This is a genomic window from Pseudomonas marginalis, assembly GCF_900105325.1.
GTDB classification, from domain to species: domain Bacteria; phylum Pseudomonadota; class Gammaproteobacteria; order Pseudomonadales; family Pseudomonadaceae; genus Aquipseudomonas; species Aquipseudomonas marginalis.
Map to the genome: position 1 here is coordinate 357269 of NZ_FNSU01000004.1, position 26075 is coordinate 383343.

The 26075-nt window shown below is 62.0% G+C and carries 16 protein-coding genes and 2 pseudogenes; 14 read left to right on the plus strand and 4 right to left on the minus strand.

What is annotated here, in order from left to right; translation table 11 throughout:
• Window position 1: 1 nt before the first annotated feature.
• Window positions 2–1738 (minus strand): arginine--tRNA ligase, encoded by a 1737-nt coding sequence (argS, locus tag BLW22_RS32240; RefSeq protein WP_027605013.1) that lies wholly within the window; start codon window positions 1736–1738, stop codon window positions 2–4.
• A 110-nt stretch (window positions 1739–1848) separates the two neighbouring features.
• On the minus strand, window positions 1849–4068 hold the full coding sequence (locus BLW22_RS32245; protein WP_074848484.1) for a primosomal protein N': 2220 nt from the start codon (window positions 4066–4068) through the stop codon (window positions 1849–1851).
• Between the two features lie 230 nt (window positions 4069–4298).
• Between BLW22_RS32245 and rpmE the strand changes: the two genes are divergently transcribed.
• The 3 genes from rpmE (at window position 4299) to BLW22_RS32260 (ending at window position 6803) form a co-directional block, all read left to right on the plus strand.
• Entirely contained in the window at window positions 4299–4532 is a 234-nt protein-coding gene (gene rpmE, locus BLW22_RS32250) for a 50S ribosomal protein L31 (protein ID WP_005784030.1), read from the plus strand.
• Between the two features lie 14 nt (window positions 4533–4546).
• Window positions 4547–5353: a thermonuclease family protein gene (locus tag BLW22_RS32255; RefSeq protein ID WP_074848486.1), complete on the plus strand. Its 807-nt coding sequence runs from the start codon at window positions 4547–4549 to the stop codon at window positions 5351–5353.
• 181 nt (window positions 5354–5534) lie between these two features.
• Window positions 5535–6803: a malic enzyme-like NAD(P)-binding protein gene (locus BLW22_RS32260; RefSeq protein WP_027605010.1), complete on the plus strand. Its 1269-nt coding sequence runs from the start codon at window positions 5535–5537 to the stop codon at window positions 6801–6803.
• Window positions 6804–6927: 124 nt separating this feature from the next.
• On the opposite strand, the gene BLW22_RS32265 is transcribed toward BLW22_RS32260, so the two are convergent.
• On the minus strand, window positions 6928–9387 hold the full coding sequence (locus BLW22_RS32265) for a penicillin-binding protein 1A (RefSeq protein ID WP_413038085.1): 2460 nt from the start codon (window positions 9385–9387) through the stop codon (window positions 6928–6930).
• 221 nt (window positions 9388–9608) lie between these two features.
• On the opposite strand from BLW22_RS32265, the gene pilM reads away from it, so the two are divergent.
• The 11 genes and pseudogenes from pilM to BLW22_RS32325 form a co-directional block, all read left to right on the plus strand.
• A complete protein-coding gene (gene pilM, locus BLW22_RS32270) occupies window positions 9609–10265 on the plus strand; it encodes a type IV pilus biogenesis protein PilM (RefSeq protein ID WP_074848777.1) in 657 nt (218 codons plus the stop codon).
• Entirely contained in the window at window positions 10262–10813 is a 552-nt protein-coding gene (locus BLW22_RS32275; RefSeq protein WP_074848489.1) for a PilN domain-containing protein, read from the plus strand. The genes pilM and BLW22_RS32275 overlap by 4 nt, the downstream gene beginning before the upstream one ends.
• Complete coding sequence (locus BLW22_RS32280) at window positions 10810–11781, plus strand: pilus assembly protein PilP (protein ID WP_065925711.1); 972 nt, start codon at window positions 10810–10812, stop codon at window positions 11779–11781. Before BLW22_RS32275 ends, BLW22_RS32280 begins: the two co-directional genes overlap by 4 nt.
• Window positions 11782–11919: 138 nt before the next feature.
• Window positions 11920–13176 (plus strand): annotated as a pseudogene (locus BLW22_RS32285) (type IV pilus secretin PilQ); the annotation flags it as partial.
• A 4-nt stretch (window positions 13177–13180) separates the two neighbouring features.
• Window positions 13181–13699, plus strand: a complete 519-nt coding sequence (gene aroK, locus BLW22_RS32290) for a shikimate kinase AroK (protein WP_003171222.1) — start codon at window positions 13181–13183, stop codon at window positions 13697–13699.
• A 125-nt stretch (window positions 13700–13824) separates the two neighbouring features.
• The gene (aroB, locus tag BLW22_RS32295) at window positions 13825–14925 is read left to right on the plus strand and encodes a 3-dehydroquinate synthase (RefSeq protein WP_027605004.1); all 1101 of its coding nucleotides are present in this window, start codon (window positions 13825–13827) and stop codon (window positions 14923–14925) included.
• Window positions 14926–14935: 10 nt separating this feature from the next.
• Entirely contained in the window at window positions 14936–16480 is a 1545-nt protein-coding gene (locus BLW22_RS32300) for an SPOR domain-containing protein (protein WP_027605003.1), read from the plus strand.
• Between the two features lie 351 nt (window positions 16481–16831).
• Complete coding sequence (gltB, locus tag BLW22_RS32310) at window positions 16832–21277, plus strand: glutamate synthase large subunit (RefSeq protein WP_065946654.1); 4446 nt, start codon at window positions 16832–16834, stop codon at window positions 21275–21277.
• Window positions 21278–21309: 32 nt separating this feature from the next.
• Window positions 21310–22728 (plus strand): FAD-dependent oxidoreductase, encoded by a 1419-nt coding sequence (locus BLW22_RS32315; protein ID WP_053140574.1) that lies wholly within the window; start codon window positions 21310–21312, stop codon window positions 22726–22728.
• A gap of 243 nt (window positions 22729–22971) precedes the next feature.
• Window positions 22972–24039 (plus strand): uroporphyrinogen decarboxylase, encoded by a 1068-nt coding sequence (gene hemE, locus BLW22_RS32320; protein WP_074848491.1) that lies wholly within the window; start codon window positions 22972–22974, stop codon window positions 24037–24039.
• 195 nt (window positions 24040–24234) lie between these two features.
• Window positions 24235–24729 (plus strand): annotated as a pseudogene (locus tag BLW22_RS32325) (cytochrome b/b6 domain-containing protein); the annotation flags it as partial.
• A 26-nt stretch (window positions 24730–24755) separates the two neighbouring features.
• Here the strand turns inward: BLW22_RS32325 and BLW22_RS32330 are convergent.
• Window positions 24756–25976: an MFS transporter gene (locus BLW22_RS32330; protein ID WP_370671259.1), complete on the minus strand. Its 1221-nt coding sequence runs from the start codon at window positions 25974–25976 to the stop codon at window positions 24756–24758.
• Window positions 25977–26075: the final 99 nt, after the last annotated feature.

Consider the following 26075-nt stretch of genomic DNA (forward strand, 5'->3'; position numbering starts at 1 on the left):
CTTACATACGCTCCAGAGTTTCCAGGCCCAACAGTTCCAGGCCTTGCTTGAGGGTCCGTCCAGCCAGTGCGGCGAGGCGCAGGCGACTTTGCTTCTGGGCTTCGTCGTCGGCGGTGAGGATCGGGCAGTTCTCGTAGAAGCTGGAGAACAACCCGGCGACTTCGTACAGGTAGGTGCACAGGATATGCGGCGTGCCTTTCTCGCCGACGCTGTTCAGCACTTCGCCGAACTGCGCGAGCTTGGCGGCCAGCTCCTGTTCATGGGGCGCGTCCAGCACGATCCGGCCTTCGACTTCGCTGAAGTCCTTGCCCAGCTTTCGGAACACACCGGCCACGCGGGTGTAGGCGTACAGCAGGTACGGCGCGGTGTTGCCCTCGAAGTTGAGCATCAGTTCGAAGTTGAAGCTGTAGTCGCTGGTGCGGTGCTTGGACAGGTCGGCGTATTTCACCGCGCCAATACCCACCACGCGGGCAATATTGCGCAGGTCGGCCTCCGCCAACTCCGGGTTCTTTTCCTTCACCAGGTTGTAGGCGCGGTCCTGGGCTTCGTTGAGCAGGTCGATCAGCTTGACGGTGCCGCCGTCGCGGGTCTTGAACGGGCGGCCATCGGCGCCGTTCATGGTGCCGAAGCCCATGTGCTCCATGTGCATCGGATGGGTGACGAAACCGGCGCGACGTGCCACTTCGAACACCTGTTGGAAGTGCAGGGCCTGGCGCTGGTCGACGAAATACAGCGCACGGTCGGCCTTGAGCACGCCACTACGGTAGCGCACGGCCGCGAGGTCGGTGGTGGCGTAGAGGTAGCCGCCATCGGCCTTGACGATGATCACCGGCAGCGGCTCGCCGTCGGCGGTCTTGAATTCTTCGAGGAACACGCACTGCGCGCCGTTGCTCTCCACCAACAGGCCCTTGGCCTTGAGGTCGTTGACCACGTTGATCAGGTCGTCGTTGTAGGCGCTTTCGCCCATTACATCGGCCATGGTCAGCTTGACGTTGAGCAGTTCGTAGATTTCCTGGCAGTGGGACAGCGAGATCTCGCGGAAGCGGCCCCACAGTTCCAGGCATTCCTTGTCGCCGGCTTGCAGCTTGACCACCAGGCCGCGCGCGCGGTCGGCGAACTCTTCGGATTCGTCGAAACGCTTCTTGGCGGCGCGGTAGAAGTTCTCCAGGTCCGACAGCTCGTTGCTGGTGATCGGGTTTTCCTGCAGGTAGGCCATCAGCATGCCGAACTGGGTGCCCCAGTCGCCCACGTGGTTCTGGCGGATCACGGTGTCGCCGAGAAACTCCAGTACCCGGGCCACGCCGTCGCCGATGATGGTCGAGCGCAGGTGACCGACATGCATCTCCTTGGCCAGGTTGGGTGCCGACAGGTCGATGGCCACGCGCTGAGCCGGGCCGGCCTTGCGTACGCCGATCCTGGCGTCGGCCAGTGCCGCATCCAGGCGTGAAGCCAGGGCCTGGGTGTTCTGGAAGAAGTTGATAAAGCCCGGGCCGGCGATTTCGGCCTTGGTAACGCTCTCGTCGGCAGGCAGCGCGGCGATGATTTTTTCCGCCAGGTCGCGCGGTTTCATGCCGGCCGGCTTGGACAGCATCATCGCGATGTTGCTGGCGAAGTCGCCGTGGGTCTTGTCGCGGGTGTTTTCCACCTGGATCGCCGGCGTCAGGCCTTCAGGCAACACACCTTCGTTGACGAGTTGGGTGAGGGCTTGTTGGATCAGCTGGCGAATGGTGTCTTTCATGGTGTTCTCTTTCGACCGCAAGCGGCGGCGCGCGATGCGCAGGTGGAAAAACTGGGCATTATCCGTGGCGAGGGCGGGCTTGCCAACCTTCGCGGGACCTATGGCCAGGCTTAATACAAATCTACCGGGTCTACATCCAACGACCATCGCACCTGGCGGCCACTGGGCATTTGCTCCAGCGCAAGTAACCAGCTACTTAATAGCCGATGCAACGGTGCGCGGGACGTGGCCTGCAAGAGTAGCTGGGCACGATAACGCCCGGCACGACGCTCCATGGGCGCGGGTACCGGTCCGAGCAGTTCGATGCCGCTCAGCCCCAGCTCGCCGAGCAAGCGTTCGGCGGCGCTGCAGGCTTCATCCAGAAAACCCTCGGCCTGCCCTGGTTTATGGGCTTCGGCGCGCAACAGCGCCAGGTGCGCAAAGGGCGGCAGGCCGGCGGAGCGACGTTCGCTCAGCGCCTGTTCGGCGAAGGCAAAGTAGCCTTGTTCGGTCAGTTGAATCAGCAGCGGATGGTCGGCCAGGTGGGTCTGGATAATCACCTTGCCCGGCTCTTCGGCACGCCCGGCGCGGCCGGCGACCTGCACGATCAACTGCGCCATGCGCTCGCTGGCGCGGAAGTCGCCGGAGAACAGGCCGCCGTCGGCATCCAGGATCGACACCAGGGTCACCCGTGGGAAGTGGTGCCCTTTGGCGAGCATCTGTGTACCCACGAGGATGCACGGCTGGCCCTTCTGGATGGTGGCGAACAGTTGGTTCATCGCGTCCTTGCGCGAGGTGCTGTCGCGGTCGACCCGCAAAACCGGGTAGTCCGGGAACAGAATCCCCAGGCGCTCCTCGGCGCGCTCGGTGCCTGCACCCACCGGGCGCAGGTCGACCTTGCCGCACTGCGGGCAATGGCGCGGTACACGTTCCACATGGCCGCAATGGTGGCAACGTAGTTCGCCATGGCGCTGGTGCACGGTCATGCGCGCATCGCAACGCTCGCACTCGGACATCCAGCCGCAGTCATGGCACAGCAGCGTCGGTGCAAAGCCTCGGCGGTTGAGAAACACCAAGACCTGCTGGCCGGCCGCCAGGGTCTGGCCGATGGCTTGTTGCATCGGCCCGGAAATGCCGCTGTCCAGCGGCCGGCTTTTTACGTCCAGGCGCAGGAAACGGGGTTGCTTGGCGCCGCCGGCGCGCTCGTTCAGGCGCAGCAGCCCGTAACGACCGGTGTAGGCATTGTGCAGGCTTTCCAGGGAGGGTGTGGCCGAGCCCAGCACAATCGGGATGTCTTCCTGGCGTGCGCGCACCAGCGCCAGGTCGCGGGCGTGGTAGCGCAGGCCTTCCTGTTGCTTATAGGAGCCGTCGTGTTCCTCGTCGATGATGATCAGCCCGGGGTTTTTCATCGGCGTGAACAGCGCCGAGCGGGTGCCGATAATAATGTCGGCTTCGCCATCCCGCGCCGCCAGCCACGACTCCAGGCGCTCACGGTCATTGACCGCCGAGTGCACCAGGGCGATGCGCGCATTGAAACGCTGTTCGAAGCGCGCCAGGGTCTGCGGGCCCAGGTTGATCTCGGGGATCAGCACCAGTGCCTGTTTGCCGGCCTGCAGGGTTTCGCGGATCAGCTGCAAATAGACTTCGGTCTTGCCGCTGCCGGTGACGCCCGCCAGCAGGAACGCATGGAAGCTGTCGAAACCTGCGCGAATCGCTTCATAGGCGGCGCGTTGTTCAGGGTTCAGCGGCAGTTCGGGCTGGGCCAGCCAGTGTTCGTGGCGCGGGTCGGGGGCGTGCCTGCGGATTTCCACCTGCACCAAGCCCTTGGCCAGCAACAGGTCGAGGCTGTCCTTGCTCAGCATCAGCTTGCTCAATAGCTGATGGGCGACGCCATGGGGGTGCTGGGCCAGGGTTGCCAGGGCTTCACGCTGGCGCGGGGCGCGGGCGATGCGTGGGTCGTCGAGGCGTGCGCCGGGCACCGTCGACCAGAAGCGTTCCTGGCGCGTTTCGGCCAGTTCACCCTGGCGCAACAGCACCGGCAGTGCCCAGCTCAACGTGTCACCGAGGCTGTGCTGGTAATACTGGGCGGTCCACAGGCACAGCTTGAACAGCGCGGGCGGCAACGGCGGCGTGGCATCGAGCATGGCGATGGCCGGCTTGAGCTTCTCGGCCGGCACTTCACTGTGGTCGGCGACTTCCACCAGGATGCCGATCATCTCTCGACGGCCAAACGGCACGCGCACGCGCATGCCCGGCTGCAACTGCGCACGCAGCACACCGGCCGGGGCCCGGTAGTCGAACAGGCGGCGCAGGGGCGAGGGCAGGGCTAGGCGCAAAATGGCGTCGGGCACGCGAGAGGTCTCATCTATAAAGGCAGGCGGTGGCGCAGGGGCGGGAGCCTAGCAGACCGGGGGAGGCTTGGGGTAGCCGCCAGTTTTCTGATGAAAGGTGCTTTTATGTTGACACGCGATGGGTGTCGCCGCTTGCGCGTTTAAAAAGGTCTGGTAGAATCCGCGGCCTAATTACGTGCGGTATTCGACAATAGTGTCGAGTGGCGGCACGCTAGCCCGAGGAAGTCACCATGAAAGCCGATATCCATCCAGCGTACGAAACCATCGAAGTGACCTGCAGCTGCGGCAACAAGTTCGAAACTCGCTCGAACCTGTGCAAGCCACTGGGTACTGACGTATGCAACGAGTGCCACCCGTTCTACACCGGTAAGCAGAAAACTCTGGACACCGGCGGCCGTGTACAGCGCTTCGCAGATCGCTTTGGTGCTTTCGGCAAGAAGCCTGCTGCTACTCCAGCAGAGTAAGGCTCAAAAGCCTTATGGGCTTTTGCCAGCTGTTGAAAAAGGCGTCCCTTGCGGGCGCCTTTTTTGTGCCTGTAATTTGGGTGACGGCCGTGCAGGCCGAGGTATTCTGCCCGGCGCCGACGGCCCTGGCCCGCGTGGAAGTGCAGCGGGTGGTGGATGGCGACACGGTGCGCCTCAAGGATGGCCGCAGTGTGCGGATGATCGGTATCAATGCCCCGGAAACAGGCAAGAAGGGGCGCGCCGACGAGCCTTTCGCGGTCGCCGCGCGTCAACGCCTGCAGGCATTGGTGGGTGCCAGCGGTGGTCGTGTCGGCCTGGTGCCGGGGCGTGAGCGCAAGGATCATTACGGTCGCACCCTGGCCCACCTCTATGGTGCCGACGGCGAGAACCTGGAGGCGCGACTGTTGGCCGAGGGCCTGGGGTTCCAGGTTGGCGTGGCGCCGAATGTCGATCTCGTCGCCTGTCAGCAGGCGGCTGAAAACAGCGCCCGTAGCGCGCGCCTGGGCCTGTGGCGCCAATCGCCGGTACAGTCTGTGGCGCAGCTCAAGCGCTCCGGGTTTGCCGTGGTCAGTGGCCGGGTCAGCCAGGTAAAGCGCAATCGCGGCGGTATCTGGATTGAAATGCAGGGATCATTGGTATTACGTGTCTCGCCTGCTCTGGTCAGTCAATTCGACGCTGTCGGGCTCAATGGTCTGCAAGGCCGCACTGTTGAGGCGCGGGGCTGGGTACAGGATCGCTCGCGACGTGGCGGGCTGAAAAAAGGTCAGGCGCGCTGGCTTCTGCCGTTGACCGATCCAAGCATGCTCAAATCGACGCACTGAGAAAAAATTGTAGACATTTTTTAATTCGATTGTGAACAGTTGAGCCCTTGTATCCCGTGGCTCTTGGCCGAAAGTCTTAGTGCAGGGCCCTTGACACCTGTGACTGCCCAGTCTTGTAGGGACTTTACGACACGAGTATCCTCGGCGGTCCGTCGACCAACAGTAAAAGCGGAATGCCGATATGTCTGATTTGAAAACTGCCGCTCTCGAATATCATGCCCATCCTCGTCCAGGAAAGCTGAGTGTAGAGCTCACCAAAGCCACCGCCACCGCCCGCGACCTGTCGCTGGCCTACAGCCCTGGCGTGGCCGAGCCCGTACGTGAAATCGCCCGCGACCCCGAACTGGCGTACAAGTACACCGGCAAAGGCAACCTGGTTGCAGTGATTTCCGATGGCACCGCGATTCTCGGCCTGGGTAACCTCGGCCCACTGGCCTCCAAGCCAGTCATGGAAGGTAAGGGCGTGCTGTTCAAGCGCTTCGCCGGCATCGACGTTTTCGATATCGAAGTCGATTCCGAGAGCCCGCAGGCTTTCATCGACACGGTCAAGCGCATCTCCATCACCTTCGGTGGCATCAACCTGGAAGACATCAAGGCACCTGAGTGCTTCGAGATCGAAAAGGCCCTGATCGAGCAGTGCGACATTCCGGTATTCCACGATGACCAGCACGGCACCGCGATCGTCACCGCGGCCGGCATGATCAACGCCCTGGAAATCGCCGGCAAGACCCTGGCTGACGCCAAGATCGTCTGCCTGGGCGCCGGCGCTGCGGCCATCTCCTGCATGAAGCTGATCGTCAGCATGGGCGCCAAGCTGGAAAACATCTATATGGTCGACAGCAAGGGCGTGATCCAGTCCGAGCGTACCGACCTGAACCAGTACAAGGCGATGTTTGCCCACCCGTCCTCCAAGCGTACCCTGGCTGACGCCCTGAACGGTGCCGACGTGTTCGTCGGCCTGTCCGGCCCGAACCTGCTGAGCGCTGAAGGCCTGAAGTCCATGGCGGCCAACCCGATCGTGTTCGCCTGCTCCAACCCTGATCCGGAAATCGCCCCGGAACTGGCCCACGCCACCCGCGACGACGTGATCATGGCCACCGGTCGTTCGGACTACCCGAACCAGGTCAACAACGTATTGGGCTTCCCGTTCATCTTCCGTGGTGCCCTGGACGTTCGCGCCAAGCGCATCAACGAAGAGATGAAAGTGGCTGCCGCCAACGCCCTGCGTGAACTGGCCAAGCTGCCGGTGCCTCAGGATGTGTGCGACGCCTACGGTGGCGCCAAGCTGGAATTCGGTCGTGAGTACATCATCCCGAAACCAATGGATAAGCGCCTGATCACCCTGATCTCCGATGCCGTGGCCAAGGCCGCGATCGAGACCGGTGTGGCCACCCTGCCGTATCCGAAAAACTACCCGCTGCAAAGCGTGGATGATGTGTTCAACGGCTAAGCCGTAGACCCATAAAAAAACCCGGCTCAGAACGCCGGGTTTTTTTATGGGGAAGTTTCAAGCTGCAAGCGGCAAGTTCAAGAGCGGCACATCGCAGTTCTTGTAGCTGACAGCTTGCCGCTCTCTAAAAGAGATCGATCGGCGCCGCCTCATCCGCCGGCAACGGGCTGCCCGGTACGACGCCGTTGCCCAGCTCATTGACCGACGGCGGCGTGTCTTCGCTCTTGAATAGTTCGAAGTACGCATTCGGCGTGCTCGGCGAGGCCGCACGGCCACTGATCGGGTCGATCCGCAGGCTGAGGATGCCTTCCGGCTCCGGTTGGGTGTGCAGCGGCTTGTCTTTCAGGGCGGCGCCCATGTAGCTCATCCAGATCGGCAGCGCGACGGTGCCGCCGAACTCGCGGCGGCCAAGGCTTTCCGGCTGGTCGTAGCCGGTCCACACGGTGGTCACGTAGTCGGCGTTATAGCCGGAGAACCAGGCGTCCTTGGATTCGTTGGTGGTACCAGTCTTGCCCGCGATATCTGCGCGGCCCAAGGCCAGGGCGCGACGGCCGGTACCCTTCTTGATTACGTCTTCGAGGATGCTGTTGAGGATATAGGTGGTACGGCCATCCACAATGCGCTCGGCCACGGCGGGTGCCTGCGGTTCGGTTGCAGCGGGGTTGGTGGCTGGCGCGGTGCCTGGGGTCGGCTCGATGGTGATGCCGCCATTGCCTGGCGCCGCCAGGCCATCCGTCGCAGCGATGCCGTTGACCACATCACCCGGCACACGTGGTGGGTTGGCGGTGAACAGGGTGTCGCCGTTGCGGCTTTCGATCTTGTCGATCAGGTACGGCGCGATCTTGTAGCCGCCGTTGGCAAAGGTGCTCCAGCCAGTGGCGATTTCCATCGGCGTGAGGGTCGCGGTACCCAAGGCCAGGGACAGGTTCGGCGGCAGGTCCGACTTGTTGAAGCCAAAGCGCGTGATGTAGTCGATGGTCTTGCCTACACCCATCGCCTGAAGCAAGCGGATCGACACCAGGTTGCGCGACTTGTACAGCGCCTCGCGGATACGGATCGGGCCGAGGAAGGTGTTGGTGTCGTTCTTGGGGCGCCAGACTTTGTCCAGGTACTCGTCGACGAACACGATGGGTGCATCGTTGACCAGGCTGGCGGCGGTGTAGCCGTTATCCAGGGCGGCGCTGTAGATGAACGGCTTGAAGCTCGAGCCTGGCTGGCGCTTGGCCTGGGTGGCCCGGTTGTAGTTGCTCTGCTCGAACGCGAAGCCACCCACCAGGGCGCGGATTGCACCGTTCTGCGGGTCCAGCGATACCAGTGCGCCCTGGGCCAGCGGCACCTGGCTGAATTTCAGGCTGTCGTCCTTCTGGCGTTGCACGCGGATCAGGTCACCCACTTGCGCGACATCCGACGGTTGCTTCGGCATCGGGCCCATGCTGTTGGTGTTCAGGAACGGGCGTGCCCATTTCATGCTGTCCCAGGCCACGTGGGCTTCGCCGGTGCGGGTCAGTACCTGTACGCCATCTTTCTTCACCTGGGTGACGATGGCCGGTTCCAGGCCGCTGATCGCACGCTGTTTGCCCAGCTCGGCCGTCCAGGCGCTCAGGGTCTTGCCTGGCAGGCGCGACTCAGGGCCTCGGTAGCCGTGGCGCTGGTCGTAGGTGGTCAGGCCGGAATGCACGGAGTCATTGGCGATGTCCTGCAAGTCGCTCGGAACCGTCGTGGTCACGCGGAAGCCTTCGGTGTAGGCCTCGCTGCCGTAACGACCGACCATCTCCGCACGCGCCATTTCAGCGATATACGGGGCATTCACCTCCGGCGTCGGCACGTGGTAGCTGGCGTTCAATGGCTCGGCCACCGCACTTTCATAGGCGGCCTGGTCGATCTTGCCCAACTTGTACATGCGCCCCAGGATCCAGTCGCGGCGCTCTTTGCTGCGCGCCGGGTTGGCCAGGGGGTTGAAGCGCGAAGGGGCCTTGGGCAGGCCGGCAATCATCGCCATCTGCGCCAGGCTGGCGTCACGAATCGACTTGCCGTAGTAGACCTGCGAGGCCGCCTCGATCCCGTAGGCACGGTTGCCCAGGTAGATCTTGTTGACGTACAGCTCGAGGATCTCGTCCTTGGTCAGCTGACGTTCGATCTGCAATGCCAGCAGGATTTCAGTGGCTTTGCGCGAAAAACTGCGCTCGCTGGTGAGGAAGAAGTTCTTCGCCACCTGCATGGTGATGGTGCTGCCGCCGGATTGAATGTGTCCGCTTTTTACCAGTTGCGTGGCCGCACGCACCAGGCTGCTGGGGTCGACGCCATAGTGGTTGGCAAAATTATCGTCTTCGGCCGACAGCAATGCGCTGATGAAATTAGGTGGAATGTCGGCAAAACGGATCGGTGTGCGGCGCATTTCGCCGAACTCCGCGATCAGCTTTTCATCGCTGCTGTAGACCCGCAAAGGAATCTGCAACTGGATACTTCTGAGGGCCTCTACGGAGGGTAAACCCGGACTAAGGTAGAGGTAGGCCCCGCTGAGTACGAGCAGCAGCCCGCAGACGATCGCGACAATGGAGTACCCGAAAAACTTCAGCAGACGGATCAAGGCTTTTGGATTTCCAGAGAAAAGAATGGGTTACGCGTCGGGGCATGCATGGCAAACGATGGATCGACCCGAGCTGCAGATAAAAAGCGGGGAAAAACGCTGGGCATTAAAGCATTTTTCGCCTTGGGGCGTCATTCGCGCCGGCTCAACAAGTCGACCGAATGCAGGGCTTCCGGCGGCAATCAGGCGTTAAGACAGGCAAAGCTTTGGGGAGTTTTATGGGAAAGGGATTTTTCAGGCGCAAAGTCGACACCGTCCTTGGCGTCGACATCAATGAGGCAGGGATCAAGTTGGTAGAGCTGAGCTGTTCAGCCAACCGTTACACCGTGCAGGGCTACGCCACACAGGCGCTGCCGGCCCAGGCGGTAGTCGACGGCGTCTGGCTGGACCTGGAAGGCATAGGCCATGCGCTGTACATGGCGCTCTCCCGGCTGCGCACGTCAGCCAGGCAGGCGGCAGTCGCCGTTTCCGGTCCTTCGGTCATTACACGGGTCATCGAAATGCAGGCGGGGCTTGGCGACGACGAAATGGCCCGGAGGATCCAGGTGGAGGCAGAGCAATACATTCCCTACCCACTGGACGAGGTGGCGCTGGACTTTCAGGTCCAGGGGCCGTCGACGCAGGATTCCGCGCAGGTCGAGGTGTTGCTGGCGGCGTGTCTGAAGGAGCACGTCGAGGTTCGTGAAGCCGTGTTGGCCCTGGCGGGGCTGGTGCCCAGGGTGGTGGATGTCGAAGGGTTTGCATTGGCGCGCGCTTGCCGTCAGGATTTCGCCAGCTTCATGCCGGGTCATCGAGTCGATGGTGCCCAGTGGATCGTGGATGCCCCTGGGATGGGAGTCGCTTGCGGGTTGGCCCTGAGGAGTTTCGCTGGATGACACGAATCAATCTTTTGCCTTGGCGCCAGGCGCTGGTTGAGCGGCGGCGTAAATATTTCCTGATACTGCTGGTGGCGTTTGCCTGTGTGGCGCTCGCGACGGTGTGGCTGGCGGACCAGGTGATCGACCAGGCGATCGACCGGCAGGTGACGCGAAACGATCATGTGCGCAAGGACGTCGGCGTCCTGGACTCGCGTATCGAGACCATTGATGACCTCCAGGTGCAAAGCCAGCAACTGGCGGAGCGGATGAAAGTCGTGCAGGACCTGCACGATAATCGCTCCGCCGGTGCACAGCTGCTGGATCAGTTGGCCCGTGCGGTGCCCGACGGTGTGCATTTGCATGAGGTCGTGGCGAAAGGCGATACGGTGAGTATCAGCGGCAGTGCTGAATCCAGCCAGGATATTGCCCAACTGATGCGTCGCCTGGAGGCATCCGAAGGCGCCCACGCCACTCGCCTGCAGCATGTACGGACCGAAGGCGCTCGCGGCAACACTGAATTCCAGTTGATGGTGGGCCAGGAAGAGTCTTCCGAGGCCCAGCCATGAGCCGGTCCTGGCTCGAATTTTCCGCGCTGACTCACAATGCTGCCAAATGGCCCTTACCTGGCAGGATCTTGCTGGGCTGCGCGCTGGCCGGCGTAGTGATGCTGTTGGGCGACCTTGTGTACCTCAGCCCGTCGCGGGAGCGCTTGCGCGAGGTCGAGGTGCAGGAAGTGGGCTTGCAGCAGCAACTCGCGGAAAAGGCCGTCCTGGCTGCCGATCTTGAAGAGCGGGCTCGCCAGGTCCAGCTTATGCAGGAGAAGGTCGGCAGGCTTTTGCAGCAAATGCCCGAAGAGTCCGAAATGCCCGGCTTTCTTGAGGACATCGCCAGGATGGCGCTGGCCAACGGTTTGGTGATTGAGAGCGTCACTCCGCTGGATAAGCTGTCTAGGCCGTTCTATCACGAACAGCCCGTTCGCATCGGCGCCACCGGTACCTATCACGACCTGGCGACGTTTGTGAGTGCCCTGGGCGGCCTTTCGCGAATCGCCACGGCGCACGATATTGCCATGCGACGTGACGGCAAACTGCTGCACCTTGATCTGCTGGCCAAGACTTATTGGCATGAGCGACAAGGCATCAAGCGGGACGCGGCTGTCATGCAAAGGCAACCCTTTGTATACGGTGCTTCTGGTATTCGCGATCCGTTCCAGCCCATTGCCCTGCAAGTCGACCGCGCGCCAGGGCGGACGGCCGCTGCGCCGGACCTCGCTCGCCCGCGGGAAGCCTTGGAAGGCCACCCAGTGGATCAGTTCGAGATGGTCGGCACGTTGTCCCGTGGGGCGCAGACCTTCGCCTTGCTGCGCCAGGCCTCAACCGTGCACCGCCTGGCAGTCGGCGACTATCTGGGTCCGGATCATGGTCGAGTTACAGCGATTCATGACGGCCATATCGAACTGGTCGAGTTATTTCCCGATGAACAGGGGGGATGGCTGGAGCGTCCGCGAACCCTCGTGCTAAACGTCAACTCATAACGGAATCAAACAATGAAAAGGACTTTCTCGTCCTTCGGTGTCGCGCTATGGATAGCGTTCACGGCACCGATGGCTGCTGCTGTGCCCAATCGTGTGGACCTGATCCAGCTACCGCCTCCCGGCAGCGCGGGTTCGGGCGCCTATAGCGGTGAAAAGCTGAACCTCAACTTCCAGGACATCGGACTGCGTGCTGCCTTGCAGCAAATCGCCGACGTGGCGGGCCTCAATCTGGTGGTCGGCGATGACGTACAGGGCTCTATCACCCTGCGGCTCAAAGGCGTGCCCTGGGATCAGGCGCTGGACCTGGTGCTGCAAACCAAAGGCTTGGATAAACGGATAAAGGCTGGTGTCCTGCTGGTGGCGCCGGCCGAGGAGTTGGCTGCACGGGAACTGCTGGCGCTGGAATCGCGCAAGCAGATGGCTGACCTGGCGCCGCTGCGCCGTGAGCTACTGCAAGTCAACCACGCCAAGGCGGCAGACCTGGCCAAGCTGTTTCAGTCGGTGAGCGGCTTTGAAGGCACGACCGATGAGCGTGGTTCAGTGGCAGTGGATGACCGCACCAATAACATCATTGCCTTCCAGACCGGCGAGCGCCTGGAAGAGTTGCGGCGGATCGTGGCGCAACTGGATGTGCCGGTGCGCCAGGTGATGATCGAAGCGCGTATTGTCGAGGCCAATGTCGACTACGACAAAAGCCTGGGCGCGCGCTGGGGTGGGCGGCTCAATCGCGGGAATTGGGCTGCCGGGGGGATCCAGAAGCCTTTGCCGGACGGTGCCCAGGCGCCGGAAAACGTGCCCGGCTCGCCATTTGTCGACCTGGGTTCACTCACGGGTACCTCGGGCCTGGGCATCGCCTTTATCACCGATAACCTCCTGCTGGACCTGGAACTGACCGCCATGGAGAAAACCGGCAATGGCGAAATCGTCTCGCAGCCCAAGGTGGTCACTTCCGACAAGGAAACCGCGCGCATTCTGAAGGGCACCGAAATTCCCTATCAGGAATCCACCTCTCAAGGTGCTACCTCGGTGTCGTTCAAGGAGGCGTCCCTGTCGTTGGAGGTCACGCCGCAGATCACCCCCGATGACCATGTGATCATGGTGGTCAAGGTCACCAAGGATGAGCCCGACTATCTCAACAAACTCAACGACGTACCGCCGATCAAGAAAAACGAGGTGAATGCCAAGGTGCTGGTCAAGGATGGCGAGACCATCGTCATCGGCGGGGTTTTCTCCAATACCCAAAGCAAAGTGGTAGATAAAGTGCCATTTTTGGGCGATGTGCCGTATCTTGGCCGCCTTTTCCGGCGCGATGTGCTGGCGGAGAAAAAATCCGAGCTGCTGGTATTCCTGACTCCGCGTATTATGAATAACCAGGCGATTGCTGTGAGTCGTTGATTCTGTGCGAAATTTGATTCTTGTAGGACCGATGGGGGCTGGAAAAAGCACCATCGGCCGATTGCTGGCCAAAGAGCTGCGCCTGCCATTCAAAGATTCCGACAAGGAAATTGAATTGCGCACGGGTGCCAATATCCCATGGATCTTCGATAAGGAAGGCGAGCTGGGCTTTCGCGACCGCGAGCAGGCGATGATTGCCGAGCTGTGCGGCTGCGATGGCGTGGTATTGGCCACCGGCGGCGGCGCGGTGATGCGCGATGAAAATCGGCGGGCGCTGCATGCCGGTGGTCGGGTGGTCTATCTGCATGCGTCGGTCGAGCAGCAGGTGGGGCGTACCGCCCGTGATCGCAATCGTCCTTTGCTGCGCACGGCGAACCCGGAAAAAACCTTGCGCGACCTCCTCGCGCTGCGCGATCCGCTGTATCGGGAAATCGCCGATCTGGTGGTGGAAACCGATGAGCGGCCGCCTAGGATGGTGGTTCTCGACATTCTCGAGCGCCTGCAACGGCTGCCACCCCGTTAAAGCCAGGCCCGAAATGCGCTATTCTCGGCGGCGCGCTATCACCCTGCGGGGTGTGGCGTAGAGCCATCAGGCAACGTCAGATCTCGACGTTACCGGTCGTCAATACATCTTCAACGCGGGGACACATGCAGACACTTAAGGTCGATCTAGGCGAGCGCAGCTACCCGATCCATATTGGCGAAGGTCTGCTGGACCAGCCCGAATTGCTGGCCCCGCACATTGCCGGGCGGCAGGTGGCAATCATCTCCAACGAGACGGTCGCGCCGCTGTATCTTGAGCGTCTGAGCCGCAGCCTGGCGGCGTACTCAGTGATCTCCGTGATTCTGCCCGATGGCGAAGCCCACAAGAACTGGGAAACCCTGCAACTGATCTTTGATGGCCTGCTGACCGCACGCCATGACCGCCGAACCACCGTGATTGCCCTGGGCGGCGGTGTGATCGGCGACATGGCCGGCTTTGCGGCGGCCTGCTACCAGCGCGGCGTGGACTTTATCCAGGTGCCGACCACCCTGTTGTCCCAGGTCGATTCGTCGGTGGGCGGCAAGACCGGTATCAACCACCCCCTGGGCAAAAATATGGTTGGCGCGTTCTACCAACCCCAGGCCGTGCTGATCGACACCGCGACCCTCAACACCTTGCCACCGCGGGAACTGTCGGCGGGCCTGGCGGAAGTCATCAAGTACGGGTTGATCTGCGACGAACCCTTCCTGGCCTGGCTGGAAGAACATGTGGACGCCCTGCGCGCACTCGACCAGGTTGCGCTCACCGAGGCGATTTCCCGCTCCTGCGCCGCCAAGGCGCTGGTGGTGAATGCCGACGAGCGGGAGTCCGGTGTGCGGGCCACCTTGAACCTGGGCCACACCTTCGGCCATGCGATCGAAACGCACATGGGCTATGGTGTGTGGTTGCATGGGGAGGCCGTAGCGGCTGGCACAGTGATGGCATTGGAAATGTCGCAACGTCTGGGCTGGATCAGCGCCCAGGAGCGGGATCGCGGCATCCGCCTGTTCCAGCGTGCCGGTTTGCCGGTTATCCCGCCGGAAGAGATGACTGAGGCGGACTTCCTCGAACATATGGCGATAGACAAGAAAGTGATCGACGGTCGCCTGCGACTGGTGCTGTTGCGCCATATGGGCGAAGCGGTAGTGACCGACGATTATCCGAAAGAGATTTTACAGGCCACGCTGGGAGCGGATTACCGCGCCCTGGCTCAGCTGAAAGGTTAATAAGATCCCGATGACTAGTTTGCATGCCGACGAGGCGTTCCTCGGCCATTACCAGTTAAGCCACGACCCTTTTGCTCCACGGGTGCCTGGTTTCAAATTTTTCCCGGCCCAGCGCAAGCCGGTGCTGGGGCAACTGCACCATCTCGCGCGCTACAGCCAGTTGCTGCTGGTTGTCACGGGCCCGTTGGGCAGCGGCAAGACCTTGCTGCGCCAGGCCCTGGTGGCCAGTACCAACAAACAGTCCGTACAGAGCGTGGTGGTGTCTGCCCGTGGCGCCGGTGATGCGGCGGGCGTGCTGCGTCAGGTAGCCCAGGCGCTGGATGTGGCCACTGCCGAGCCGAATGCGATCCTCAAGCAGGTGGTGCAACTGGGTCTGACCGGCCAGGAAGTCTACCTGCTGGTGGATGACGCCGAGCAGCTCGACGAGTCCGCCCTGGAAGCGCTGTTGGCGCTGGCGGCGGGCACGCCGGAAGGTCGCCCCCATGTGTTCCTGTTCGGTGAATCGTCGTTGATCGCCGATCTGGAGCAGATCAGCGGTGATCAGGAGCTGTTCCACGTTATCGAACTGCAACCGTACGAAGAGGACGAAACCCGGGAATACCTGGCTCAACGCCTCGAAGGCGCAGGGCAGGGCATCGAACTTTTCTCCGCTGCGCAGATCTCTGATATTCACGAAAGCTCCGACGGCTGGCCTGGCACCATCAACCAGGTCGCCCGCGATGCCATGATCGAAGCCATGATTGCCAGCCGCTCTGCGGTCAAGCGTCCAAAGATGGGGTTCACTATGCCTAAGAAGCACGTATTGGCAATTTCCGCCGTTGTCGTGGTTGCTGTTGCCGCCGCCTGGTTGATTCCGGGTCGCAGCAAGGCGCCGACCACCGCCGGTGCGCCAACCGAACAGGCGCAGTTGCCACTGGGCAAGCCCACGCCGAATGTCGAGTTCGCCAATTCCGGTCAGCCGACCAACCTGCCGATGGTGGGCCAGCCGGTGATGCGTGGCCCGCTCGCGGAAGAAGCCGGTGGTATCTCCGAAGGCGACGACGGTGTGCCGGTGGAAGGCTCCAGCGCCACACCGCCGACCGTGACCACTACTGCGCCACCTGCGGGCGTTCCCGCAGGTACGCCAGCGACCCCTGTGGCGCCAGCCGCCAAGCCGACCCCGGCACCGACCGTTGCCACTGCCAAGCCTGCGGCGCCAGTGGCGAAGCCGGCTCCGGCGCCAGCCGCCAAACCGGCTGAAAAGCCGGCAGCCACCGTCGCCAAGGCCGGCAGCAGTTGGTACAGCAGCCAGCCCACCGGCAACTTCGTCGTGCAGATCCTCGGCACCAGCTCCGAAGCGAACGCCCAGGCGTTCGTGAAAGAGCAGGGCGGCGAATACCGTTATTTCAAGAAAGTGCTCAACGGCAAGCCTCTCTACGTGATCACCTACGGCAGTTTCCCAAGCCGTGCCGCAGCTGATTCCGCCATCAAAGCCTTGCCAGCGAAGGTTCAGGCTGGTAAACCTTGGCCTCGCACTGTCGCCAGCGTTCAACAAGAACTGGCAGCAACTCGCTGAAGATCCGGCGGCCTTACCCAGGCCGCCCTCCCGGCACCTCAAAAAAGATCGCAAGGCGTGCAGCCCCTCCAGGCCGCGCGCTTTGTGGTGTCTGCGTTACAGTAGCTTTTGAGTCGTAGCGGTCAGAATTAAAAAAGTTTTGACTAGCACAGCATATCGCTTTAAACCTTTCATAAATGCGACATAGATTTGCGACATTTCGTCGCTAAATTTGTGAGCGTCTGTGTCGGTGTGTACAATGACCTCCCTTTTGCCCCCGCTAAGCCGGCGTACGTTCGGCGTGGAAGGTAACCGGTTGAATTGAAAAGAAATTTGCCTCGATATAAGAGGCAGCCTGGTGAGAAAGTGTCTATGAAAGCAGGTCTGTACCAACCCGATGAATTCAAGGATAACTGCGGTTTCGGCCTGATAGCCCATATGCAGGGCGAGCCCAGTCATACCCTTTTGCAAACGGCCATCGAGGCCCTGACCTGCATGACCCACCGCGGTGGGATCAACGCCGACGGCAAGACCGGTGACGGTTGCGGCTTGCTGATTCAAAAGCCCGACCAGTTCCTGCGCGCGGTCGCCAAGGAGCATTTCGCGGTCGACCTGCCCAAGCAGTACGCCGTGGGCATGGTATTTTTCAACCAGGACCCGGTCAAAGCCGAAGCCGCTCGCGAGAACATGAACCGCGAGATCATCGCTGCCGGCCTGCAGCTGGTGGGCTGGCGTAAAGTGCCGATCGACACCAGCGTGCTCGGCCGCCTGGCCCTGGAACGCCTGCCGCAGATCGAACAAGTGTTCATCGCAGGCGACGGCCTGAGCGACCAGGATATGGCGATCAAGCTGTTCACCTCCCGTCGTCGCTCGTCCGTGGCCAACGCCGCCGATGTCGACCACTACATCTGCAGCTTTTCCCACAAGACCATCATTTATAAAGGCCTGATGATGCCGGCGGACTTGACCGCCTTCTATCCAGACCTGAGCGATGAGCGCCTGCAAACCGCCATTTGCGTGTTCCACCAGCGCTTCTCCACCAACACCCTGCCGAAATGGCCGCTGGCCCAGCCATTCCGCTTCCTCGCCCACAACGGCGAGATCAACACCATCACCGGCAACCGCAACTGGGCCGTGGCCCGTCGCACCAAGTTCGCCAACGATTTGATGGACCTGGAAGAGCTCGGCCCACTGGTCAACCGCGTGGGCTCCGACTCCTCCAGCATGGACAACATGCTCGAGCTGATGGTCACCGGCGGCATCGACCTGTTCCGTGGCGTGCGTATGATCATTCCGCCTGCGTGGCAGAACGTCGAGACCATGGACCCGGATCTGCGTGCATTCTACGAGTACAACTCGATGCACATGGAGCCGTGGGACGGCCCGGCCGGCGTGGTCATGACCGACGGTCGCTACGCGGTGTGCCTGCTCGACCGTAACGGTCTGCGCCCGGCCCGCTGGGTCACGACCACCAACGGTTTCATCACCCTGGCGTCGGAAATCGGCGTGTGGAACTACAAGCCGCAAGACGTTATCGCCAAGGGCCGTGTAGGCCCTGGCCAGATCCTCGCCGTGGACACCGAAACCGGCCAGATCCTCGACACCGATGCCATCGACAACCGCTTGAAGTCCCGTCACCCGTACAAGCAATGGCTGCGCAAGAACGCCCTGCGCATCCAGGCGACCATGGAAGACAACGACCACGGTTCGGCGTTCTACGACATCGACCAGCTCAAGCAGTACATGAAGATGTACCAGGTCACGTTCGAAGAGCGCGACCAGGTCCTGCGCCCGCTCGGCGAGCAGGGCTACGAGGCGGTCGGCTCCATGGGCGATGACACGCCGATGGCCGTGCTGTCCCAGCGCGTGCGCACGCCGTATGACTATTTCCGCCAGCAGTTCGCCCAGGTGACCAACCCACCGATCGACCCGCTGCGCGAAGCCATCGTGATGTCCCTGGAAGTGTGCCTCGGTGCCGAGCGCAACATCTTCCAGGAGTCGCCTGAGCACGCCTCCCGCGTGATCCTCAGCTCGCCGGTCGTTTCCCCGGCCAAGTGGCGTTCGCTGATGACCCTGGAGCGGCCGGGTTTCGACCGCCAGATCATCGACCTGAACTACGACGAGAGCCTCGGCCTTGAAGCCGCTGTGCGCAACGTCGCCGACCAGGCCGAAGAAGCCGTGCGCGCCGGGCGTACCCAGATCGTGCTGACCGACCGTCATATCGCTCCAGGCAAATTGCCGATCCACGCGTCTCTGGCCACCGGCGCGGTGCACCACCGCCTGACCGAAAAAGGCCTGCGCTGCGACTCCAACATCCTCGTGGAAACCGCCACCGCCCGCGACCCGCACCACTTTGCGGTGTTGATCGGCTTCGGCGCCTCGGCGGTGTACCCTTTCCTCGCTTATGAAGTGCTGGGTGACCTGATCCGTACCGGTGAAGTACTGGGCGACCTCTACGAGGTGTTCAAGAACTACCGCAAGGGCATCACCAAGGGCCTGCTGAAGATCCTGTCGAAGATGGGCATCTCCACCGTCACCTCCTACCGTGGCGCGCAGCTGTTCGAAGCCATCGGCCTGTCGGAAGAAGTTTGCGAGCTGAGCTTCCGTGGCGTGCCGAGCCGCATCAAGGGTGCGCGTTTCGTCGACATCGAAGCCGAACAGAAAGCCCTGGCCGCCGAAGCCTGGAGCGCGCGCAAGCCGATCCAGCAAGGTGGCCTGCTCAAGTTCGTGCACGGTGGCGAATACCACGCCTACAACCCGGACGTGGTGAGTACCCTGCAAGCCGCCGTGCAGCAGGGCGACTACGCCAAGTTCAAGGAATACACCGCGCTGGTGGATAACCGCCCGGTGTCGATGATCCGCGACCTGTTCAAGGTGAAGACCCTGGATACGCCGCTGGCCATCAGCGAAATCGAACCGCTGGAATCGATCCTCAAGCGCTTCGACTCTGCCGGTATTTCCCTGGGCGCCTTGTCGCCTGAGGCCCACGAAGCCCTGGCCGAAGCCATGAACCGCCTGGGCGCGCGTTCCAACTCCGGTGAAGGCGGTGAAGACCCGGCGCGCTACGGCACCATCAAGAGCTCGAAAATCAAGCAGGTTGCCACTGGCCGTTTCGGTGTGACCCCGGAATACCTGGTCAACGCCGAAGTGCTGCAGATCAAGGTGGCCCAGGGCGCCAAGCCCGGTGAGGGCGGCCAACTGCCGGGCGGCAAGGTCAATGGCCTGATCGCCAAGCTGCGTTATGCGGTACCGGGCGTGACCCTGATCTCGCCGCCGCCGCACCACGACATCTACTCGATTGAAGACTTGTCGCAGCTGATTTTCGACCTGAAGCAAGTCAACCCGCAGGCCCTGGTCTCGGTGAAACTGGTCGCAGAAGCGGGCGTCGGTACCATCGCCGCCGGCGTGGCCAAGGCCTATGCCGACCTGATCACCATCTCCGGCTACGACGGCGGCACCGGCGCATCGCCGCTGACCTCGATCAAGTACGCCGGCGCGCCGTGGGAACTCGGCCTGGCGGAAACCCACCAGACCCTGCGCGGCAACGACCTGCGCGGCAAAGTGCGGGTGCAGACCGACGGCGGCCTGAAGACCGGCCTCGACGTGATCAAGGCCGCCATCCTCGGCGCCGAGAGCTTCGGTTTCGGCACCGCGCCGATGATCGCCCTGGGCTGCAAATACCTGCGCATCTGCCACCTGAACAACTGCGCCACCGGCGTCGCCACTCAAAACGAAAAGCTGCGCAAGGATCACTACATCGGCACCGTCGACATGGTGGTGAACTTCTTCACCTACGTCGCCGAAGAAACCCGTGAGTGGCTGGCCAAGCTGGGCGTGCGTTCCCTGGAAGAGCTGATCGGTCGCACCGATCTGCTGGACATCCTCGAAGGCCAGACCGCCAAGCAACAGCACCTGGACCTGACGCCGTTGTTGGGCAGCGATCACATCCCGGCAGACAAGCCACAATTCTGCCAGGTGGATCGCAACCCGCCGTTCGACAAGGGCCTGCTGGCCGAGAAGATGGTCGAAATGGCCGGTTCCTCGATCAACGACGCCAGTGGTGGCGAATTCGCCCTGGATATCTGCAACTGCGACCGTTCCATCGGCGCACGCATCTCCGGCGAAATCGCACGCAAGCATGGCAACCAGGGCATGGCGAAAGCGCCAATCACCTTCCGCTTCAAGGGCACTGCGGGCCAGAGCTTCGGCGTCTGGAACGCCGGCGGCCTGCACATGTACCTGGAAGGCGACGCCAACGACTACGTAGGCAAGGGCATGACCGGCGGCAAGCTGGTCATCGTTCCGCCCAAAGGTAGCGTCTACAAGACCCAGGACAGTGCCATCATCGGCAACACCTGCCTGTACGGTGCCACCGGTGGCAAGCTGTTCGCCGCCGGTACGGCCGGTGAGCGTTTCGCCGTGCGTAACTCCGGTGCCCACACCGTGGTGGAAGGCACTGGCGATCACTGCTGCGAGTACATGACCGGGGGCTTTGTCGCGGTATTGGGCAAGACCGGTTACAACTTCGGTTCGGGCATGACCGGCGGTTTCGCCTACGTGCTCGACCAGGACAACACCTTCGTCGACAAGGTCAACCACGAGTTGGTCGAGATCCAGCGGATCAGCGGCGAAGCCATGGAATCCTACCGGAACCACTTGCAGCACGTGCTGGACGAGTACGTCGAGGAGACCGGCAGCGAATGGGGGCGTAACCTCGCCGAAAACCTCGATGATTACCTGCGTCGTTTCTGGCTGGTCAAGCCCAAGGCTGCCAACCTGAAATCGTTGCTTTCCAGCATCCGTGCCAACCCGCAGTGATATGCGCCTGAAGAGTTTGATGAGGTTTTAACATGGCTGAACGTCTGAATAACGACTTCCAGTTCATCGATGTCGGGCGCAAAGATCCGAAGAAGAAACTGTTGCGTCAACGCAAGAAAGAGTTCGTGGAAATCTACGAGCCCTTCAAACCCCAGCATTCGGCCGATCAGGCCCACCGCTGCCTGGGTTGCGGTAACCCGTATTGCGAATGGAAGTGCCCGGTGCACAACTTCATTCCCAACTGGCTCAAGCTGGTGGCCGAGGGCAACATCCTCGCCGCCGCCGAGCTGTCCCACCAGACCAACACCCTGCCGGAAGTTTGCGGCCGGGTGTGCCCGCAGGACCGCCTGTGCGAGGGTGCCTGCACCCTGAACGACGGCTTCGGCGCGGTGACCATCGGTTCGGTGGAGAAGTACATCACCGATACCGCGTTCGCCATGGGCTGGCGTCCGGACATGTCCAAGGTAAAGCCGACCGGCAAGCGTGTCGCGATCATCGGTGCGGGCCCGGCGGGCCTGGGCTGTGCCGACGTGCTGGTGCGCGGCGGCGTGACCCCGGTGGTGTTCGACAAGAACCCGGAAATCGGCGGCCTGCTGACCTTCGGCATCCCCGAGTTCAAGCTGGAAAAGACCGTGTTGAGCAATCGCCGCGAAGTCTTCACCGGCATGGGCATCGAGTTCCGCCTGAACACGGAGATCGGCAAAGACGTGACCATGGAGCAACTGCTCGAAGAATACGATGCGGTGTTCATGGGCATGGGCACCTACACCTACATGAAGGGCGGCTTTGCCGGTGAGGACCTGCCGGGCGTTTACGACGCGTTGGACTTCCTGATCGCCAACGTCAACCGCAATCTGGGCTTTGAAAAGTCGCCGGAAGATTTCGTCGACATGAAAGGCAAGAAGGTCGTGGTCCTCGGCGGCGGCGACACCGCGATGGACTGCAACCGTACCTCGATCCGCCAGGGCGCCAAGTCGGTGACCTGTGCGTATCGCCGTGACGAAGCCAACATGCCCGGCTCGCGCAAAGAGGTGAAGAACGCCAAGGAAGAAGGCGTGAAATTCCTCTACAACCGCCAGCCGATCGCCATCGTCGGTGAAGACCGCGTCGAAGGCGTGAAGGTGGTCGAGACCCGTCTCGGCGAACCGGACGCCCGTGGCCGCCGCAGCCCCGAGCCGATCCCGGGCTCCGAAGAGATCATCCCGGCCGACGCCGTGGTCATCGCTTTCGGTTTCCGCCCAAGCCCGGCGCCGTGGTTCGAGCAGTTCGAGATCCAGACCGACAGCCAGGGCCGCGTTGTCGCCCCGGAACAAGGCCAGTACAAGCACCAGACCAGCAACCCGAAAATCTTCGCCGGTGGCGACATGGTGCGCGGCTCTGACTTGGTGGTGACGGCGATCTTCGAAGGCCGCAATGCCGCCGAAGGGATCCTGGACTACCTGCAAGTCTGACCCTGATCCCAGGTTGAAAGGGGATCAAACTGTGGGAGGGGGCTTGCTGTGGTGAGCGGGCTTGTCCCGCGCCGGGCTGCGAAGCAGCCCCTTTGATCTGCGGTGAACCCGACGGGGGGCAAGCCCCCTCACCACAGCTAGCTACCGCGACAAATTGACCCGATAGACAAAAGGCACCGCTCTTGCCGTGCCTTTTGCGTCGCGCTCTGAGAAAATGCCCGCACTTTTTTTGCGGATGCCGACATGACTGCCCTCAAGAACGACCGTTTCCTTCGTGCCCTGCTCAAGCAACCCGTGGACGTCACCCCTGTGTGGATGATGCGCCAGGCCGGTCGCTACCTGCCGGAATACCGCGCCAGTCGCGCCCACGCCGGCGACTTCATGAGCCTGTGCATGAACCCGGAGTTCGCCTGCGAAGTCACGCTGCAGCCACTGGATCGCTACCCGCAACTGGACGCGGCCATCCTCTTCTCCGACATCCTCACCATCCCTGACGCCATGGGCCAAGGCCTGTACTTCGAGACCGGCGAAGGCCCGCGTTTCAAGAAAGTCATCAGCATCCTGGCCGATATCGAAGCCCTGCCGATCCCCGACCCGCACAAAGACCTTGGCTACGTGATGGACGCCGTCAGCACCATCCGCCGCGAGCTGAACGGCCGCGTGCCGCTGATCGGCTTCTCCGGCAGCCCATGGACCCTGGCCACCTATATGGTCGAAGGCGGCTCGTCGAAAGACTTCCGCAAGACCAAGGCCATGCTCTACGACAACCCGCAAGCCATGCACCTGCTGCTGGACAAGCTGGCCCAGTCGGTCACCTCCTACCTCAACGGCCAGATCATGGCTGGTGCGCAAGCCGTGCAGATCTTCGATACCTGGGGCGGCAACCTGTCCGCGGCGGCGTACCAGGAATTCTCCCTGGCCTACATGCGCAAGATCGTCAGCGGCCTGATCCGTGAACACGAAGGCCGCAAAGTGCCGGTCATCCTGTTCACCAAGGGCGGTGGCCTGTGGCTTGAGAGCATCGCCGACGCTGGCGCGGATGCACTTGGCCTGGATTGGACCTGCGATATCGGCGATGCCCGTCGTCGTGTCGGTGACAAGGTCGCGCTGCAAGGCAACATGGACCCGACCGTGCTGTACGCCAAGCCGGAAGCGATCCGCACCGAAGTCGGTCGCATCCTGGCCAGCTACGGCACAGGCAGCGGCCACGTGTTCAACCTCGGCCATGGCATCACTCCGGAAGTGAACCCGGACCATGCGGGTGCGTTCCTGCAGGCCGTGCACGAGCTGTCAGCGCAATACCACCCGTAATATTCCCGCCTGAATCGGATCCCCCTTTGCCTGGCGAAGGGGGATTCGTTGCGTTTCAGCGTTCGTTAAGTCCTGCCTTGGTAGTGTGGGTGCTTTGGGATTTCTCCTACAGCCTCCGGTAACTTGCCTCGGTAAAAATCCTACCCGACTCTTCCTCTCGCCAGTGCATGGCGTTTATTGTCAGGTGATATCAGGATGAACACTTCAGCGTATTCAACGAACCAGAAACTGCTGCATTGGGTTTCGGCTGTCATTATTGTGTGGGCGTTATTGTCGGGTTTTTTCGTGGCTGTATTCAGCGTGCCCGCCTCGGTCAAGGCGTGGGTGGCGTTCTTCAATGTGTCGCTGACCACTGTCTATATTCCGGTGTTTGTCTTGCGGGTCTATTGTTCCTTTGCCCACGGCCTGGACTTTTCCGTCAAGCGAACACTGCAGGAATACCTGGCGTTGCTGGTTCACAAGGCCATGTACCTGGTGCTCGCCGTGGTGTTGGCGACCGGCGTGCTGATGATGGATCGCCCGATCAATATCTTTAACCTGCTCTCCATCGCCCCCCTCGACAACGACCCGGCCCGCATCGCCCTGTATACCCGTGTGCATGTGCTCTCGTGTGTGGGGTTGCTGCTGATGCTGGTCCTGCATATCGGCGCCGTAGTCATGCATGAGCGCCGAGGCAAGCGGGTGATGGCGCGGATGTTGTTCAAGGCGCCGGTTGTTCAAGGGGCGGTCAGCGGCGGCAACTTCGCCAACTTCAACGCCACCAGCAACGCACCCATCAATAGCGCCACGATAAACGCGCCGATGCCGTTCCATCCGCCGAAGTGCCAGAAGAATCCGCCCGCTGTCCCGGCGATGCTTGAGCCTACGTAATAGCAAAACAGATACAGCGACGACGCCTGCCCCTTGGCTTTCACCGCGCGGCGCCCGATCCAGCTGCTGGCCACCGAGTGGGCGCCAAAGAAGCCGAAGGTGAAGATCAGCATGCCCGGCACCACCAGCCACAGTGGGGTGAACAGGGTCAGGGCCATGCCGGCGAGCATCAGCACGATGGTGGCCCAGAGCACGCGGCGGCGGCCGAGGCGGTCGGCCAGGGAGCCGATTTTCGCCGAGCTGTAGATGCCCGAGAGGTACACCAGCGACAGCAGGCCCACCACGGCCTGGCTCAGGTCATACGGGTCGGCCAGCAGGCGATAGCCGATGTAGTTGAACATCGTCACGAACGCGCCCATCAGCAGGAAGGCTTCAAGGAACAGCCACGGCAGGCCGGCATCCTTGAAATGCATGACGAAGCCGTCCACCAGGCTGCGTGGCTTGAGGCTGCTGGCGCGGAAGTTGCGCGATTCGGGGAGAATCTTCCAGAACACCGTGGCGGCAATCAACGCCAGGGCGCCGATGATCAGCATTGCGGTGTGCCAGCTGACGAAGTCGATCAGTACGCCAATGATCAGGCGCCCGCTCATGCCCCCGATGGCATTGCCGCCGATGTACAGGCCCATGGCCAGGCCGATGTGCTGGGGGTGGATCTCTTCGCTCAGGTACGTCATCGCCACGGCAGCCAGGCCGCTCAAGGACAGGCCCACCAGCGCACGCATCAGCAAAATCCCTTCCCAGGACGGCATCAAGCCGCTGGCGATGGTCGCCAGCGCTGCGCAAAACAACGCGGCGACCATCACCGGCTTGCGGCCCAGGGTGTCGGAAATCGGCCCGGTAATCAGCAAACCCAGCGCCAGCATCGCCGTCGCCACTGAGAGGATCAGGCTGCTTTGTGCCGCATTGATGGAGAACTCGTGGGACAGCGCCGGCATCATCGGCTGCACGCAATACAGCAGGGCGAACGTGGCGAAGCCGCCGGAGAACAGCGCCAGCACCGTGCGCATGAACATCGGCGTGCCTTTTTCGATGTACGCGTCATTGAGCTGCGCCACCACCTCATCCAGGGCGGTGGGCGGGACTTCTTGGGCGAATGGAGCGACAGCAGATTTCACGGAGACCTCGGGGAGGAAAAGCCTGCCAGGACTGGCAATGCAAAAAAGAAT